Source organism: Pseudomonas sp. P4_C8, from assembly GCF_056401975.1.
Genome location: NZ_JBFUIH010000026.1, coordinates 1 through 16,160 on the forward strand (window position 1 = coordinate 1; position 16,160 = coordinate 16,160).

Annotated in this window: 13 protein-coding genes and 1 pseudogene; 8 read left to right on the plus strand and 6 right to left on the minus strand. The window is 58.4% G+C overall.

Annotation, left to right across the window (positions count from 1 at the left end):
* Positions 1-209: 209 nt before the first annotated feature.
* The 4 genes and pseudogenes from AC1DWM_RS17340 to AC1DWM_RS17355 all read right to left on the minus strand — a co-directional run bounded on the left by AC1DWM_RS17340 (position 210) and on the right by AC1DWM_RS17355 (position 5,999).
* The gene (locus AC1DWM_RS17340) at positions 210-587 is read right to left on the minus strand and encodes a DUF6124 family protein (RefSeq protein ID WP_223512145.1); all 378 of its coding nucleotides are present in this window, start codon (positions 585-587) and stop codon (positions 210-212) included.
* A 630-nt stretch (positions 588-1,217) separates the two neighbouring features.
* Positions 1,218-1,595, minus strand: coding sequence for a DUF6124 family protein (locus tag AC1DWM_RS17345; protein WP_477795756.1), 378 nt, complete (start codon positions 1,593-1,595; stop codon positions 1,218-1,220).
* Between the two features lie 426 nt (positions 1,596-2,021).
* Positions 2,022-4,415: pseudogene (locus tag AC1DWM_RS17350) on the minus strand (glucose/quinate/shikimate family membrane-bound PQQ-dependent dehydrogenase); the annotation flags it as partial.
* A 201-nt stretch (positions 4,416-4,616) separates the two neighbouring features.
* Positions 4,617-5,999: a carbohydrate porin gene (locus AC1DWM_RS17355; RefSeq protein WP_477795757.1), complete on the minus strand. Its 1,383-nt coding sequence runs from the start codon at positions 5,997-5,999 to the stop codon at positions 4,617-4,619.
* 284 nt (positions 6,000-6,283) lie between these two features.
* Here AC1DWM_RS17355 and AC1DWM_RS17360 point away from each other — a divergent pair, with 284 nt between their 5' ends.
* On the plus strand, positions 6,284-6,514 hold the full coding sequence (locus tag AC1DWM_RS17360; RefSeq protein WP_162438744.1) for a VF530 family protein: 231 nt from the start codon (positions 6,284-6,286) through the stop codon (positions 6,512-6,514).
* Between the two features lie 2 nt (positions 6,515-6,516).
* Positions 6,517-7,173, plus strand: a complete 657-nt coding sequence (locus tag AC1DWM_RS17365; RefSeq protein ID WP_223512139.1) for a Pr6Pr family membrane protein — start codon at positions 6,517-6,519, stop codon at positions 7,171-7,173.
* 96 nt (positions 7,174-7,269) lie between these two features.
* Here the strand turns inward: AC1DWM_RS17365 and AC1DWM_RS17370 are convergent, their stop codons facing one another.
* Complete coding sequence (locus AC1DWM_RS17370) at positions 7,270-8,055, minus strand: siderophore-interacting protein (RefSeq protein ID WP_223512138.1); 786 nt, start codon at positions 8,053-8,055, stop codon at positions 7,270-7,272.
* Positions 8,052-8,630, minus strand: a complete 579-nt coding sequence (locus AC1DWM_RS17375) for a PadR family transcriptional regulator (protein ID WP_223512137.1) — start codon at positions 8,628-8,630, stop codon at positions 8,052-8,054. Before AC1DWM_RS17375 ends, AC1DWM_RS17370 begins: the two co-directional genes overlap by 4 nt.
* Positions 8,631-9,142: 512 nt before the next feature.
* Here AC1DWM_RS17375 and AC1DWM_RS17380 point away from each other — a divergent pair.
* The 6 genes from AC1DWM_RS17380 to AC1DWM_RS17405 all read left to right on the plus strand — a co-directional run bounded on the left by AC1DWM_RS17380 (position 9,143) and on the right by AC1DWM_RS17405 (position 16,150).
* Complete coding sequence (locus tag AC1DWM_RS17380) at positions 9,143-9,631, plus strand: CS1 type fimbrial major subunit (RefSeq protein WP_223512136.1); 489 nt, start codon at positions 9,143-9,145, stop codon at positions 9,629-9,631.
* Positions 9,632-9,740: 109 nt separating this feature from the next.
* Complete coding sequence (locus AC1DWM_RS17385) at positions 9,741-12,263, plus strand: TcfC E-set like domain-containing protein (protein WP_477795758.1); 2,523 nt, start codon at positions 9,741-9,743, stop codon at positions 12,261-12,263.
* Positions 12,264-12,303: 40 nt separating this feature from the next.
* Entirely contained in the window at positions 12,304-13,044 is a 741-nt protein-coding gene (locus AC1DWM_RS17390; protein ID WP_477795759.1) for a molecular chaperone, read from the plus strand.
* Between the two features lie 4 nt (positions 13,045-13,048).
* Entirely contained in the window at positions 13,049-13,549 is a 501-nt protein-coding gene (locus AC1DWM_RS17395; protein ID WP_223512132.1) for a CS1 type fimbrial major subunit, read from the plus strand.
* 24 nt (positions 13,550-13,573) lie between these two features.
* The gene (locus tag AC1DWM_RS17400) at positions 13,574-14,824 is read left to right on the plus strand and encodes a hypothetical protein (protein ID WP_223512130.1); all 1,251 of its coding nucleotides are present in this window, start codon (positions 13,574-13,576) and stop codon (positions 14,822-14,824) included.
* Between the two features lie 66 nt (positions 14,825-14,890).
* Positions 14,891-16,150: a hypothetical protein gene (locus tag AC1DWM_RS17405; protein WP_223512128.1), complete on the plus strand. Its 1,260-nt coding sequence runs from the start codon at positions 14,891-14,893 to the stop codon at positions 16,148-16,150.
* Positions 16,151-16,160 lie beyond the last annotated feature (10 nt).

Consider the following 16,160-nt stretch of genomic DNA (forward strand, 5'->3'; position numbering starts at 1 on the left):
GAGCAAAGGCGGTACGCCGATCTACTGTAGGAGCTGGCTTGCCAGCGAAGGCGGCCTGAAAGCCGACCAATCTCTGGCGGACGGACACGATCCAATTGTGGGAGCGAGCCTGCTCGCGAATGCGGTATGACATTCAGTGTTGATGTCGACTGACACACCGCTATCGCGAGCAGGCTCACTCCCACAAGGGATTTGGTCCATCAGGGGGATTAGCGGTGTGGCGCGGTTTTGGGTAGTTCGAGGTTGTCGAGCATCCGGTTCGCCGCCAACTCGGCGAGCATGACGATTTGCTGGATTGCCATCGCGGTGTTGCGATGCGGGCCTTCCAGATAGCCGGCAAAATCGCTGGCCATCACACTGGCCTGAGCCAACGACTCACAGGTGTGGGCCAACAGGTCTTCGTCTTTGAGATCTGGTGCGAGCATGAACATCGTGCTGGGTTTGCGGGTGGGCGGTGATTTGAGCGCAGCGGGATTGAGGTAGTGATTCAGCGCGCGTTCGGCGGCTTCGTTGAGTTTTTTGGAATCGACGGATTCGTAGGGTGAAACGTCGTCGGTTTCGGGGGGATTTGGTGTTTCTTTGATCATGGTGAAGCTCCATTCGAAGATAGGGAGTTCGCCACGACTGCGACCAAGCAGTTGGGTGGCGAACCGTACGCAGGTTGGTCGACCAGGGAATGGAACCCGGCAGGGCCGAAGCCCTCCCACGCACAGCTCGCCATGAAGCAAGCACGAAAAGTGCGCCATTCTAAACCTGGGCGACCAAACCCGGTCGCTGAATTTGCAGCGACGGGCAAAGCCTATCTCCCGGCCTTCCGACACGACAACCGACAGTACCTGTCGGAATCCTTCCCCAAAACCGCCACGGCTGTAGGACCAGCGCAAAATTTTCAGACTGATCTCAATCGAAATGTGGGAGCGGGCTTGCCCGCGAAGGCTGTTTAACATTCAACATGAATGCTGGCTGGCACACCGCTTTCGCGAGCAAGTCGAATCGTCGCACCGCCGCTCCCACATTTGTTCAGTGGTGTGGCGAATATGGCGGCCACAAAAAAGGTGAGGCTTGCCTGCGAAGGCGCCCTGACAGCCGACCAATCTCTGGCAGATATGTACCGTTCCACTGTAGGAGCCGAGCTTGCTCGCGATGACGGAGTGTCAGTTGTCATTAATTTTGAATATTAGACCGCAATCGCGAGCAAGCTCGGCTCCTACAGGGGATTAGCGGTGTGGCGCGGTTTTGGGTAGTTCGAGGTTGTCGAGCATCCGGTTCGCCGCCAACTCGGCGAGCATGACGATTTGCTGGATTGCCATCGCGGTGTTGCGATGCGGGCCTTCCAAATAGCCGGCAAAATCGCTGGCCATCACACTGGCCTGAGCCAACGATTCACAGGTATGGGCCAACAGGTCTTCGTCTTTGAGGTCCGGTGCAATCATAAACATCGTGCTGGGTTTGCGGGTGGGCGGTGATTTCAGCGCAGCGGGATTGAGGTAGTGATTCAGCGCGCGCTCGGCGGCTTCGTTGAGTTTTTTGGAATCGACGGATTCGTAGGGGGAAACGTCGTCGGTTTCGGGGGGATTTGGTGTTTCTTTGATCATGGTGAAGCTCCAAGTAAGTAATGGAGCTGCCACTAATCGCCGCGAAGCGATGGAAGGTGGCAGCTGTGCGCGGGTTCGCGGACCGGAGCTACTTGGAAACCCGGCATACCCGAAGGTATCCCGCGCACAGCCACCATAAAACCAATCGACAAACTACGAGGGAGAGTCGGTTGAGGGCGGTGATTATGCACCAAGTAAGCTAACTCGGGCCGCGATGCCCGGTCGCTGAATTTGCAGCGACGGGCAAAGCCTATCTCCCGGCCTTCCGACACAACAACCGACACAACCTGTCGGAATCCTCCTCGAAAACCGCCCCGGCTGTAGGACCTCCACAGATTTTCCAGACCTCCCCCGGTCAAATTGTAGGAGTGAGCCTGCTCGCGATGGCTGTTTAACATTCAACATCAATGTGCCTGACACACCGGCCGCAATCACATAGTCACCCATCTTGGTGCCCAGCGAACCGTGACCACCCACAACCAACAGAACGTATTGCTTGCCGTCCTTGCCCGTATAGGTCATCGGTGTGGCTTGGCCACCCGCTGGCAGGCGCGATTTCCACAACTCTTTACCAGAGTTCACGTCGTACGCTCGCAGGTACTGGTCGAGGGTGCCGCTGAGGAAGCCGACGCCGCCAGCCGTTACCATCGAGCCGCCCATGCTCGGCACGCCGAGGGTGAAGCCGATCGGGATCGGCGAGCTGTCGCGGCTGGTGCCATTTTTGCGTTTCCACACGACTTTGCCGGTGGTCAGGTCGATACCGGCGACGTAGCCCCAGGCGGGGGCCTGGCACGGTACGCCGAAGGGCGACATGAACGGGTGCATGATCACGGCGTATGGCGCGCCGGTGTTCGGTTGCACGCCAGCGGTTTCGCTCTCGCGTTTGCTGCCGGCAGCGACTTCTGCGCGTGGCACCATTTTCGAGACGAAGGCCATGTAGTTCGGGCTGGTGAACAGGATCTGGCGAACCGGATCGACCGAGACGCCGCCCCAGTTGAACACGCCAACGTTACCCGGGTAGATCAAGCTGCCCTGCTCCGATGGCGGGGTGTACTGGCCCTCATAACGCAGTTCCTTGAACTGGATGCGGCACAGCATCTGGTCGAACGGGCTCGCGCCCCACATGGCTTTTTCGGTCAGTTCCGGGGCCAGCAGGTTGAGGTCCGAACGGGCCTGGGTCGGGGCGGTGTGGTCGCCTTTCACGGCGCCTTGCGGAACCGGGATTTCCTTGATCGGGATGATCGGTGTGCCGTCACGACGGTCGAGGACGTACAGGCTGCCCTGTTTGGTCGGGGCGATCAGCGCAGGTTTGACGCCGTCGGCGGTTTTCATGTCGAGCAGGGTTGGCTGGCTGCCAACGTCCATGTCCCACAGGTCGTGGTGAGTGAACTGGTAGTTCCAGCGCACTTTACCGGTGGCCAGGTCCAGAGCCACAACGCCGGCGCTGAATTTCTCGGCGCCTGGGGTGCGGTCGGCGCCCCATTGGTCTGGGGTCTGGTTGCCCAGTGGCAGGTAAACCATGCCGAGTTTTTCGTCGACGCTGGCCAGCGACCACATGTTCGCCGAGTTGCGGCTGTAGGTTTCGCCCGGGGCCAATGGCTCGGTGGCGTCTGGCTTGTCGCTGTCCCAGTTCCATACGAGGTGGCCGTCGCGCACGTCGAAGGCGCGGATCACGCCCGATGGCTCGTTGGTCGATTCGTTGTCGGTAACGTGACCGCCCATGATCACCAGATCACGGGTAATCGCGGCCGGCGAAGTGGAGTAGTAGCCACCGGCAGTAAACGGGCCGATGCCTTGGGTCAGGTCAACCACACCGTTTTTGCCGAAGCCTTCGCAGATCTTGCCGGTGTCGGCGTTCAACGCGATCAGGCGGGCATCGGCGGTTGGCAGGTACAGACGACGCGGGCAGGCCTGGGCAACGGCTTTGCCGGCTTCGGAGATGACGGCGGAAGCGGCGTTTTCAGACTTGGCGTACGCAGCTTCGTCGTAGTACGACACGCCACGGCAGGTCATGTGGGCGAAGCCCTTGAAGCCGACCGGGCTCTTGATCTGTGGATCGAAGCGCCACAGTTCCTTGCCGGTGTCCGGATCCAGTGCCAACACTTTGCTGTGCGCGGTGCAGGCGTAGATCATGCCGTTGGCTTTGAGCGGGGTGTTTTCGTTGGTCAACTCGACCGGGTCATCCGCGGTCGGCAGGTCGCCGGTCTGGATGCGCCAGGCTTCTTGCAGCTTGCCGACGTTGGCCGGGGTGATCTGCTTGAGTGGCGAGTAACGGTCACCGAACTCGGTGCGGCCATAAGCCTGCCAGTCGCCATCCGGCATTTGCGGGGCGGTGCTGGTGGTGTCTGCAGTGTCGCGGCCCAGTTCGCCGAACGTTTCGCCCGGGTGGGTGAACAGGCTGGCCAGTGCGGTGACGCCGGCCAGAACCACAGCCACGGTCAGGCCGCCGGTGCCCATTGGCGCAGGGCCGTTGAGCAACAGTGGACGACGGAACCACGGCAGCAGCATCACGAAACCGAGGACAAACAACATCGCCAGGCGCGGAACCAGTTGCCACCAATCGAGACCGACTTCCCACAAGGCCCAAACGGTGCTGGCGAACAGCACCAGTGCGTACAGGCCCAAGGCGGCTCGGCGGGCGAGCATCAGCAGCACGCCGGTCAGCGCCAGGCCGATACCGGCCAGCAGGTAATACAGCGAGCCGCCGAGCATGCTCAGCTTGATCCCGCCTGCCAGCATGGCCAGGCCCATTAGCAGAAGCAGAATGCCGAGCAGGGTCGGCAATAGACGGCTTCGACTCAAAGCACCATCAGTGCTCATAGTGTGGTTCTCCGTGACGTTTCAAGTAGTCCCGCGCAAGTTCACTGTAGATGACGATCTGGCGTGGGCATGGTTCATATAAAAACTGCAATCCTTGTAGGAGCTGGCTTGCCAGCGAAGAGGGCGTATCAGTTGGCATAGATGGCGACTGACACCCCCTCTTCGCTGGCAAGCCAGCTCCTACAGGTTTTGTGGTGTCGGTTAGAACGACGACTGGATTTTGATCCCGCCAATCAGTGCGTCATCGACCTGGTCCACGCCACCGGGGTGGCGGATGTATTGCAGGTTCGGGCGCACGGTCAGCCAGTTCGTGACGTGCACGCCGTAATAGAGTTCGGCGCTGTATTCGGTGTCTTGCGGTGGCAGGAACGACGGGTCGTCATAGTCATCAACGGCGTGCGCCTGATTGGTCGCTTCGGCGTTTTTGCGATACGCCGGGTTGACGTGGACCCGGGCGAGGGCGAAACCGATGTCGTCTTTGGTGCGCGCATCGAACCAGCCTTTGTAGACCACACCGGCCTGGACGTAGTTGTCGATGGCATTGGTCTTCTTGTCGTGCATCGTGGCGTTGGCAAACACGTTCAAACCACGGGAGTGATCGCTGGCGATGCTGGTCACTTGCTGCTGAATAACGAGCCACTCGCCGTGCTTGCTCGATGCACTGCGATACGCCTCGCCACTCAGGGCGGCAGGCTGGCCATTGCTGTCCTTGTAGACATCGGTGGCATTGGCGCTGCTGTAGTAATAGCCGACGCGGTATTCGCCCGGCAGGTCATGAACCTTCGGCGACCACACCAGTTCCACCGGCAAAATCGCGCCTTGGGTGCCGCTGCCGCTGAGCTTGAAGCCGTTGCCGCGATCCAGGTTCGATGGGTTTTGCTCATAGGCGCCGACCTGCGCAAACAACTGCGGCGTGAGGTGATATTTGACGCGCATCGCCCACTGGCTGACGGGCCAGTTGTACCAGATGCCACCGACCCAGTTGCCGACTTGCGAGCCGCAGAACGCCAGGTTCTGGAAGTCGCAGGGGAAGCTGTTGAAGTCTTCGCCTTCACCGAAGCGACCGACCTTGATGTCGAGTTGCTGATCGAAGAATTTCTGCTGATACCACATCTGCGTCAGGCGCCAGGTCTGCCCGCGCCCCCAGACTTCCTGAGCCGAGGTAAAGCCGCCCACACGCGGATCGTTGATCCGGTCGTTGCTGATGTTATTGCCATTGCGCTCGGTGAGGGTCAGCTGAAATTCGGCGTCGTCCCAGCCGAGGATTTTCTGCAAGTCCAGGTGCGTGCCGAAGGCGAACTGGTCGCTGTAACGCGCGGTGCGGTCATGGTCGTAGCCGCCGTGCAGATTGCTGCCCGTTTCGCCGGTGTAATCGACGTTGAAGTCGTAGCCTTTTTCCGAAAGTTCGGTGCGAGTACCGTTCCAGTCGCCGAGCATCCATGGTGAATCGCTATCGAAGGCGGGAGCCGCCTGGGTGCAGGTGGCAAGGCCCACCGCGGTGAGCCCACCGATCAGGTTCAGGGCTTTTCGGCTGGTAATAGTCGTGCAGACAGCGCTGTCTCGCGAAGTTTGAAAATAAGGCATAGAGAAGAAATTCGGGGTCTTTTTCCAGGAAATAAACGGATTGCAGCAGGCGTAAAGCAGTGTGCGGAAGCGTTTCAGCTTGGCGGGCGCAAGGATAATGTTCTGTTACAAATAGAGAAAGGGCTTTTACTGACATGGATCATTTCAGATTCGGTAACAGTGTCGGGCGGCAGTCTTATCAAGGTCACCTACAGTAAGAGATAGCGCACAGAGCGCTTCCACCCGATCACACCCTCGGCTAAGGTGCGCGGCTTCCCACTCCTTACATCGCTCGAAGGCCCTGCATGACCGAACAGAACAACAACCCGCTGCATGGCGTGACGCTGGAGCAGATCCTCAACGCCCTGGTTGAACATTACGAATGGTCGGGGCTGGCCGAGCGCATTGATATCCGCTGCTTCAAGAGCGACCCGAGCATCAAGTCGAGCCTGACGTTCCTGCGTAAAACCCCGTGGGCCCGGGAAAAGGTCGAGCGCTTGTACATCAAATTGATGCGCACCAAGCGACCGGTCTGAGCATGTCGGGTTCGGCTGCGAGGCGTCGTTTTGTTGCCGTTGCGGCGCTACTGGGCTGGATGGGACTGGCCATTCAGCTGTACCTGATTCTCTATTCGCGCTGGAGTCTGGAAGCCAGTCTGATAGGTGGGCTGGTGAGCTTTTTCAGCTACTTCACGGTGCTGAGTAACACGCTGGTGGCGACGGTATTGACCTGTGAGTGGACGTCCCGCGAGTCAGCGATGCGACGCTGGTTTTTACAGCCGTGGGTCAGTAGCGCGATAGCCGTGAGCATCGCCGTGGTGGGGTTGGCGTACAGCGTTTTGTTGCGACATTTATGGCATCCCGAAGGCTGGCAGTTTCTGGCTGATGAACTGATGCACGACATCACGCCGCTGCTGTTTCTGGCGTATTGGTGGGTGTGTGTGCCCAAAGGCACGTTACGGCTGCGGCACATTGGTCTGTGGGTCATTTATCCGCTGGTGTACTTCGCGTTTGTGTTATGGCGCGGGCATGTGCTGGCGGTTTATCCCTATCCGTTTGTGGATGTCGACAAGTTGGGTTATCCACAGGTGTTTGTGAATGCGGGGGGATTGTTGGCGGGGTTTATTCTCATTGCTCTTGTGTTTATCGGGCTGGATCAGTGGCTTGGGCGTCGTGTAAATACTTCAGGTTTGTAGCGGCTGAGCTATCGTCATCGCGAGCAGGCTCGCTCCCACATTAGACCGCGATCAACTGTGGGAGCGAGCCTGCTCGCGAAGGGGCCTTGGAGCCTGTCACTCCTCTTCGCTGTCATCCAGCCGCCAATAGCCGACGGCTTTGACGAACTGCTCATTCAGGCCGTGCTCATCGAGCAATACCCGACGGATCTGCCGCGACACCTTGCTCTCGGTCGCTATCCACGCGTACAGACTGCCGCTCGGCATTTGCAGTTGCTTGACGGTGGTCAGCAGATTGTCTTTGCCCCCTTCGCGCAGTACCCAGATCACATCGACCTGTGCGGCGCTTTCCAGGCGCTGCTGTTCGGCGCCGTTCTCCACTTCCACAATTACCAGCGCACGGCGATTGGCCGCGAGGCCTTCAAGTCGACGGGCGATGGCGGGCAGGGCGGTTTCGTCGCCGATCAGCAGGTAGCTATCAAACATGTCCGGCACGATCATCGAGCCGCGTGGCCCGCCGATGTGCAGGAACTGGCCGGGCCTGGCTTGCTCGGCCCAGGTCGAGGCAGGGCCGTCGCCGTGCAACACGAAATCAATGTCCAGTTCCAGGGTGTCAAGGTCATAGCGACGTGGCGTGTAGTCACGCATCGCCGGCATCGGCCCGTTGTTTTTGCCCCCGCCGAGCACCAGGGTTTCCAGCGCCGCTTGTTCCGCCGCATTTTGCGGGAACAGCAGTTTGACGTGGTCGTCGGTGCCGAGGCTGACGAAGCCAGCCAATTCCGGCCCGCCCAAGGTGATCCGGCGCATACGCGGCGTCAGGTCGACCACGCGCAACACTTCCAGGCGCCGGCGTTTGATCTCATGCATGACACGGTGGATGGATTGCACGATCACTTCAGTCATTCGGCTTTCTCCTGAAAAGGTTGAATGGCAGGGCCGTCAACAATGGCTTTGGCAGTGTTGTTAAGCAGGTCGCGCACCCGCAGGATTTCTTCCGGGCTCCAGCGCCCATGATGCATCTGCAAGGCGTAACGCAAGTTGTGCACCGCCTCGTGGATCTCCGCCGGACGGTCATGACCGCGTAGCGATCGCTTGCTGACCTCGATGCGCAAGCGCACACCGTCTAGCGCAATGGCTTGATCGGTCAGTGATAAGCGCCCAGCGTCGGTGACGTTGTAGCGTTTTTTGCCGCCCTCGGCGTCGCCCGAAATCATTTCGCTTTCTTCAAGAAAGGTCAGGGTCGGGTAGATCACGCCGGGGCTGGGGCTGTACGCGCCGTCGAACATGCTTTCGATCTGGCGAATCAGGTCATAGCCATGGCAGGGCTGCTCGGCGATCAGCGCCAACAGCAGCAGTTTCAGGTCGCCGGGGGCGAACACTCGTGGTCCGCGTCCGCCGCGTTCACGGCCGGGGCTTGGGCGTTTTTCGACGCCGTCGCGGTTGTCGCTGTGCTCTCGATGGGAATGATGGTCTCTCATTTTGTGTCTTCTCTTGTCGCGTTTAGATACAACTTAAGATATATCTTAAGGCGAAAGCAAGGGGGCTTGACGAACGGTCGAGGGTCGAGGGTCGAGGAGGGCCTGAAGGGAATCAGCACGTGAGGATTGGACGGATAAGAAAGTCACTTTTTTAGAGTAATAAAACTAATTCTATAAGTTCCTCTACTTATCACGGGGCTTTGAGTGTGTTAGTAGTATTGATCTTACGGAAAGTTGATGGCTTGTCGTCTGTGTGTCTTTTTAGCTAGAACTGTGTGTAGTATTTATCTGAGGGCTATACAGCGTAATCAGGGCTTTTCTGTCTATTTTCCTGCTGTTCGAAAGTCATTGTTACTACATGTGCTTCGGAACTTACGTACTTACTTTCTCGAGCGATTGGCCGATCATTCTCCGGCGTCGAAAGTTAAGCGAATTCACCATTACTTCACGGTATGGCATTCGCTTGTTCTAACTTTCTGCGCCCAATCCTTTGAAAAGACAGGTACTCAACAATGTTCAAGAAGTTTGCAATCTCCGTTCCGATGACTCTCCTGGCCCTCAGCTCTTCGCTGGCGTTCGCTGCGGAAGAAGCGCGCACGACCATCAATATCAGCGCCACTATCCCAACCCAGGTATTTCACGCCCAACCGGTGGATCCTGACTTCGGTAAAGATGAAAAAATGGCCTACAACCTGGTGGCCGGTACCTTGAACCCGCTGCGTGCGACTTACGATATCCGCCACACTAACGGTTCGGTCAATGCTTATGTAGAAGGTGGTCCGCAACCCCTGTTCAACGGTGCCAACAACATCGCGCTGACCTACTCCTTCAACGGCGTAACCTTGACCGGTGTGTCTCAAGAAGTGGTCGGCGATACCGAGTCCAACGGGGGCATGCGAGCTGATCTGGTAATTGCCGCTGCCAAACCGACCGCCGCTCAGACGGGTGTTTACACGGCCAATCCGGTCGTGGTCTTCGATGCCATCCCGCGCGTCCAGTAATACGGTTATGAATTAAGGCTTGTCCTTATTCGTCAACGCCGACCGGTCGATGGGTAGTCACTGCCTGTCGATCGGGTTTTAACGTACTTATCTTCAGAGTATCTCGTTCATGTTCCCGATGACTCCCATCGCGGCGGCGCTTGCCCTTTTTTTCTGCGCAACTGCAATCGCCGCGCCAGCGGATAACGGCACTACACCTCGAAGTCTGCTGGCGCAGGCCAAGGGGTTGCCGGCCGAGTTTGAAGAGCACTTCTTTGATGTGCCGCTGGCGGTGCGCGTGGAACTTGACCAACAATTTCTCGGTGAGGCGATGGTGGTGTTATCTCGCGATGACCGCATCACCTTAGTTGAATTCGCTGACGTCAGTGACAGTACGATCAAGCCCAGCGAGCGCGACACCTGGTCGACCTGGCTGAAACAAGGTGTGGCGTTGGGCAGCTGCGAGGCCAAGTGCCCTGAGCAACTTCTGGCGGTGCATTACAGTCTTGAAAACTCGCTGGTGTCGATTGTCACGGAAAACGCCGAACGTGATGATCAAGCACAGCGTTACTACACGTTGCCCGAAGGTGGCAGCACCGGATTGATCGTGCGCAACCAGTTGAACCTCAATGGCGGCCAGGGCCAGGACCTTGGCGGGCGCTACGGTCTGGAAGCCAGCAGCAGCCTGGGTAACTGGACCCAAGCGGTCAATGTTCAGTGGTCCCGGCTGGGCGGCCTGGATAACACGCTCTACCACGCTGTGAATGAGCTGTTTACCCAACGTGAACTGGAAGGCAACTTTCTGCGCCTGGGCCTGTTCACGCCCTCGTCCGAAGGCCTGACCCGGCAGCCGAATACCTTCGGCACCAGCCCCGACACGGCACTGGGCGTGATGTATGGCAGCTCCGACAGTCTGGCGCTGAATAACCCGAAGCCGGCTGTTTATCCGATTTATGTCACTGCCAATCGGCAAGGGTCGGTGGAAATCTATCGCGACGGTTTGATGATCAATACCCAGGCCGTGCCCGCCGGTTTGCAAACCCTCGATACACGTCCGCTGCCGGGTGGCATCTATGAAGTGGAAGTGCGGCTGATCGAAGACGGCCAAATCACCTCCAGCACCCAGGAACTGATCTACAAGCCGAACAATTGGCGTAACCATGACGAACGCTGGCGCTACAACCTCTTCGCCGGCCGTGAATCGAAAGTGCTCAGCAACTGGGACCAGCAGGACGATGGCGACATGACCTCTGGCGCCGCGTTCAACTACCTGCTGCATCCTCGGGTGATCCTCGGCCTGAGCGCTCGTCAAGTGCGCGACAACTTGCAATACGGCACGTCGGTCGATTGGTCGATCGTCAATAACGCCAGCCTGTATGCCAGCGTCTACGAGACCGAAAATTACGGCACCGGCCTTGACGTGCAGGGGCTCTACTCCTATGGCAGCGGCAGCCTCGTCGCCAGCTATAACCGCAGCTGGCTCGACACCACAAAGCTGTATGACACCCTGCCCGATGGCACGCGGGTGCGGCAGCCAAACGTGTTTATCGGGCAAACCAGCAACTCTTCGTTGTCGATCAACCATCGATTGACCAGTAAAAGCTCGGTCAATGCGCGGGTATCCCACAGCGAGGGCAACACCAATGGCACTGGTGTAGATCTGGGGTGGACCCAGCGCACCCGACTGTTTGGCAGCGATGCCAACTGGCGGCTGTCCCTGTTCGATCGGCCGGGCAGTATCAGTTCAGATGACGAGCGCAACCGTGGTGTCGACCTGAGCGTCAACATTGCCTTGGGCGGCCCCGGTGAACAGCTTTCCGGCAGCATCGGCTCACGCACCGCACGCGAGGGCGGTCGGGATAACAATGCCTCGATCTCCTACCGCAAAGACCTGCAGGATCACCTGCTGCAAAGTGTCTCGGCCACGGTCCTCACCGACACCTACGGCGTGGGCTTGAACGCAATGGGGACGATGCAAACGGACCTGGTCAACGGCGACGGTTTTGTCCAGCGCTCGTCGTTCAACAATGACTTCACCGGTGGCCTGAACCTGGACAGCACCGTGGCCGTTGGCGGCCAGAAAATGGTCGTGACCAGCCAGTACCACCGCAACGGTGCGGGCATGATTATCGATGTCGAATCGGACATCACAGATATCGCCCTGCGCGCCGACGATTTGAGCGGTAGCAGCACGGTACTCAAACCCGGGCGCAATTTTGTGCCGATCACCGCCTACAAAAGCAGCTCGGTCAGTTTCGATTTCGAGGGCAACCATGTGCCCGCCGCGACGATTCAGCCGGCCCGCTCCAGCTATCACCTGAACAAGGGCGGCGTGGGCTATCGCCAGATCAAGGTCATGCGAACCCTCACCGTACTCGGTCGCCTGATCGACCCCCAGGGCAACCCGCTCAAGGGCCACCACGTCATCAACCATGCCAGTCGCGGTGTGAGTGAAGTGGACGGTTTCTTCTCGATGGAAATGAATGCCGGCTCACCGACCCTGGAAGTGCGCCACGGTGATCAATTGCTGTGTCAATTCCGCCTCGATACGAGCAGTGGGCGCACAGAAAACAACGTGTTGATGATCGGTGATTTGCGCTGCACGCCGGACACCTTGGCAGATGCAACTTTTATGGCTCGAACGGCGGGTTGATGGCCCGGCAGAACGTGATTAATCAACGAGGTAAGGGACGATGAAACGTCTGTTGGCAGTATTTGGTTTGTGTTTGTTTACCCAGGCAACGCAGGCAACACCGAGCATCAATATCGGCACCGTGTACGACTATCTGGACGGCGACAAAAGTACCTTTTTGAAACGGGTTTTCAATGGCGGCGACAGCACGGCATTTGTGAAGGTCAACATTCTCGAGATCCTCTATGACGCCGACGGCAAATCACAGGAAGTGCCGCTCAAGACCCAGACCGATGGCAGCGCCCGCGATGGCTTGATGGCCAGCCCGGCTCGACTGATCGTCCCGGCCAATGGCATGCAGGGCACGCGATTGTTGTTCATGGGGGAGCGCGACAAAGAGCGCTATTTCCGCGTGCGTTTTGTACCGGTGGTGCCCGAGAAAGAAGACGAGTTCGCCGTCTCCAGCGAAGAGCGCGAGGACTACAAGAAAACCCTCTCCGCCGGGGTCAATGTACTGGCGGGTTACGGCGCGGTTTTTTTCGTACGACCCAAGCAGACACGCTTTGACAGCGCGATTGAAAACGGCGCGGGCACTTACCGGATCCGCAACAACGGCAACACGGTCGTGGTGATCGATGAGTTCAAGGATTGCTCGGTTAAAAACGAGCAAGACTGCCAGCCGACCACCAAGCATCACATTCTCGCCGGCCGCACGTTTACCTTCGAAAAACAGGCCGGCCGCCACTACCAGTTCACGCTGGTGGAAGGTGCAAGCAGCAAAAAACTCGACGTGAAGGGTTGAAGCCATGACCAGGAAACTGATCTTCGGGTTATTGGTGGTTGCTGTTTCGTATGCGAGTCATCCGGCCTTTGCCGCCAGGGAAGTGCATCAGTTCGAAGTGTTCGTGACGATCCCGACCCAGGCGTTCTACGTGATTCCCTCTGACCCGACCTGGATCCATCGCGAGCAGCAACTGCCCTGGAACCTGACCGCATCGACGCTGGGCGGCTTGCGCAAGTATTTCGACGTCAAGAATGCAGCCGGCTCGATCGAGGCAAGGCTTGAAGGCCGACCGTATCTGTCCAACGGCACGCCGGCCGATGACATCGGCTTGCGTGTGCTGTTCAACGGCACGTTGTTGAGTGAGCTTGAGAGCAGCGAAGTGGTGTCCCCGACCGACGCCGCCCCCGGTAAACGCGTCTTGCTGGAAATCGTCCCGATGCCGCCGGCCGCCGGGGTTTACAAGCCCGGCAATTACTTTGGCAACGTCAACATGATCTTCAACGCGGTCATGCCAGGTACTTGATACCGGTTCTACGAGGCTAAAGGGATGAAGCGTTTTCGGACATTACGACGTTGTGCGGGTGCGGTGGTGTTGTGCTCGATGTGGCTGCCAACGGTCTGGGCAGAGGAGGTGTCGATTGAGGCCTCGTTCAAGCCGGATTCGGCAAACCCGCAACGCAATAAATTCACCAACGACACGCCGTCCAGTGGTTACTGCGCCTCTTGGCCTCAGCAATGCAAAGACCATGAAATGTTCAGTCTGCGAGTGCCGATCCAGTTCGATTCCAGTGGGCCGATCACGGCCAATCATGAAGACCCTCGCAAGGGCGCGATGATTAAAGTGCCCGCGCAGTGGCGGGACTTGAGGGTAGTCCATGAGACTACCGGTGAGGCGGAAACCGTGAAGGTACGGATCGCCGGTATTGGCTCCCAATACCAGACGGAAGACGTGGTCAGTCTGGTGGGCGGTGGCGTTGACTATCTACGCGCTCACTATTTGCTATGGGGCAAGGATTGGGTCAATGCGCCTGCTCCCTGTGTGTACAGCGGCGTGGGGTACTACACGACGCGCACGTATGCTTTTTTCTGGAAAACGCCGACTCAGGGGGCGTGTGAGAAACAGGCGAAGTTCAATGTTCCGTGGCTTCGTTATGAGTATCTGGATTTTGCTTACGAACTGGTAACCCCCAACCCGTTAGGCATGTCCTCGGGCAAGTACCGTGGAGACCTGGTCTATTACCTCGGTCCCAACATGGATTTCGACATGGGCGACATTATGCTGCCCACCAGCTCGACCCTGACCTTGAACTTCGCCCTGGATGTTCAGCACACCCTCAAAGTTGATATTCCACCGGGAGGCAACCGCGTGGAGCTGGTGCCCCAAGGCGGCTGGCAGTCGTGGTTGACGCAAGGGCGCAAACCGACACGCCTGTTCCGTGACCAGACGTTCAATCTTTCCGCCAGTTCACGTTTCAAAATGCAGCTCGAATGCCAATACACGCAGGATGGCAACAACTGTTCCTTGCAGGAACCTGTCAGCGGTCACGCCGTTCCCCTGAATGTCAGCGTCAGCCTTCCCCATGGCTTGAGCGATGCCAATGGGCAAGCGGTCAGTCGTCGCCCGCTGCGGCGTGACGGCAGTGGCTCGGAGCTGTTTCAACCGGGCATTTATGTGGATCGCAAACCGGGAACGCTGCACTTTGAAATTCCCGCCGCTGAAGTCGGCGAAATGATTCGTCCAGGCGTCGCTCGCCAATACGCGGGCAACGTGACAGTGATCTGGGATTCGGATGTCTAGCGCTCCGTCAAACGCTGCCCACGGTTCCAACGGGCCGGGCATCACTATGATCTTGAAGGAAAGACAATGAGCAGTCTGCGTACGCAATCATCTGAAAAATTGACTGGCCGTGTAGTGGCTGGCCTGCTGTGCGCGGTGTTTGCACTGTCGGCGCAAGCCTTGACCGTGGATATCGAAGCCACCTTCAAGCCCGACTCATCCAACCCGCAGCGCAATAAATTCATCAATCAGACGCCGTCCGAAGGTTTCTGCCGACAGGTTCCGCAAGCCTGCGAGCCCTTTGGTCTGTTCAGCCTGGGCGCGCCCATTTTGTTCACGGCCAATGCGCCGATCCTGGCCAATCACACCGACCCTCGTCAGGGCGGCATGGCCCGGGTGCCCTCGGAGTGGCGAGACGTGCTGGTGACCCATGAATCGGGTGATACCAAAGTGCTGTCCGTTCGGATTGGAGGGATCGGGCACGAAGCGTCCATCCCTCGTTCCATCACTGAACTGACGGGAGGAGGCGGGTGGGATCAACTGTGGGAAGGAGGACGCTGGATCTATGCTCCGCCACCTTGTGAGAGTGTCGGTTGGGCCACTGTTGGCCCAGTGGGATACAACAGTTTTTGGCGAGTCCCGGTTGGAGCGGGTGTGTGCAGCAAGAAGGCGCTTTTCGACATTCCGATGTCCTTCCGTTATCTGTACTTCGTTTTCGCTTATGAGCTGCGTACACCTGACCCCCTGAACATGAAGGCGGGCAAATACACAGGCTCCATCCCGTACTCGGTCGGCCCTCGCCAGGATTTCGACATGGGCGATGTCATGATTCCGAACGACAACCAGTTGACCCTCAATTTCTCGCTGGATGTTCAACATACGCTCAAGGTGGAGATTCCTCCCGGTGGTACACGCATTGAGCTGGTGCCGCAAGGCGGCTGGCAGGCCTGGTTGACTCAAGGGCGCAAACCGACGCGGTTGTTCCGTGATCAGACGTTCAACATTTCAGCATCGAGCCGATTCAAGATGAACCTTGAGTGCCAGTACGTCAGTGGCAATACCTGCGCGGTGCGGGAACCGACGGCGGGACATTCGGTGCCGCTCAACGTCAGTGTCACCTTGCCCAGTGGTTTGACCGATGCCGCGAATCAGCCGGTCAATCACCGCCCGCTGCTGCTCGATGGCAGTGGCACGAACTGGTTCCAGCCTGGCTTTTACCTGGATCAGAAACCCGGGACGCTGCATTTTGAAGTGGCCCGGGACCAGGTCGAGGAGATGCTCAAACCGGGTGTTGCCCGAAGTTACTCGGGCACTGTCACGGTCATCTGGGATTCGGAGGTAGGTTGAAAGCAGGGTG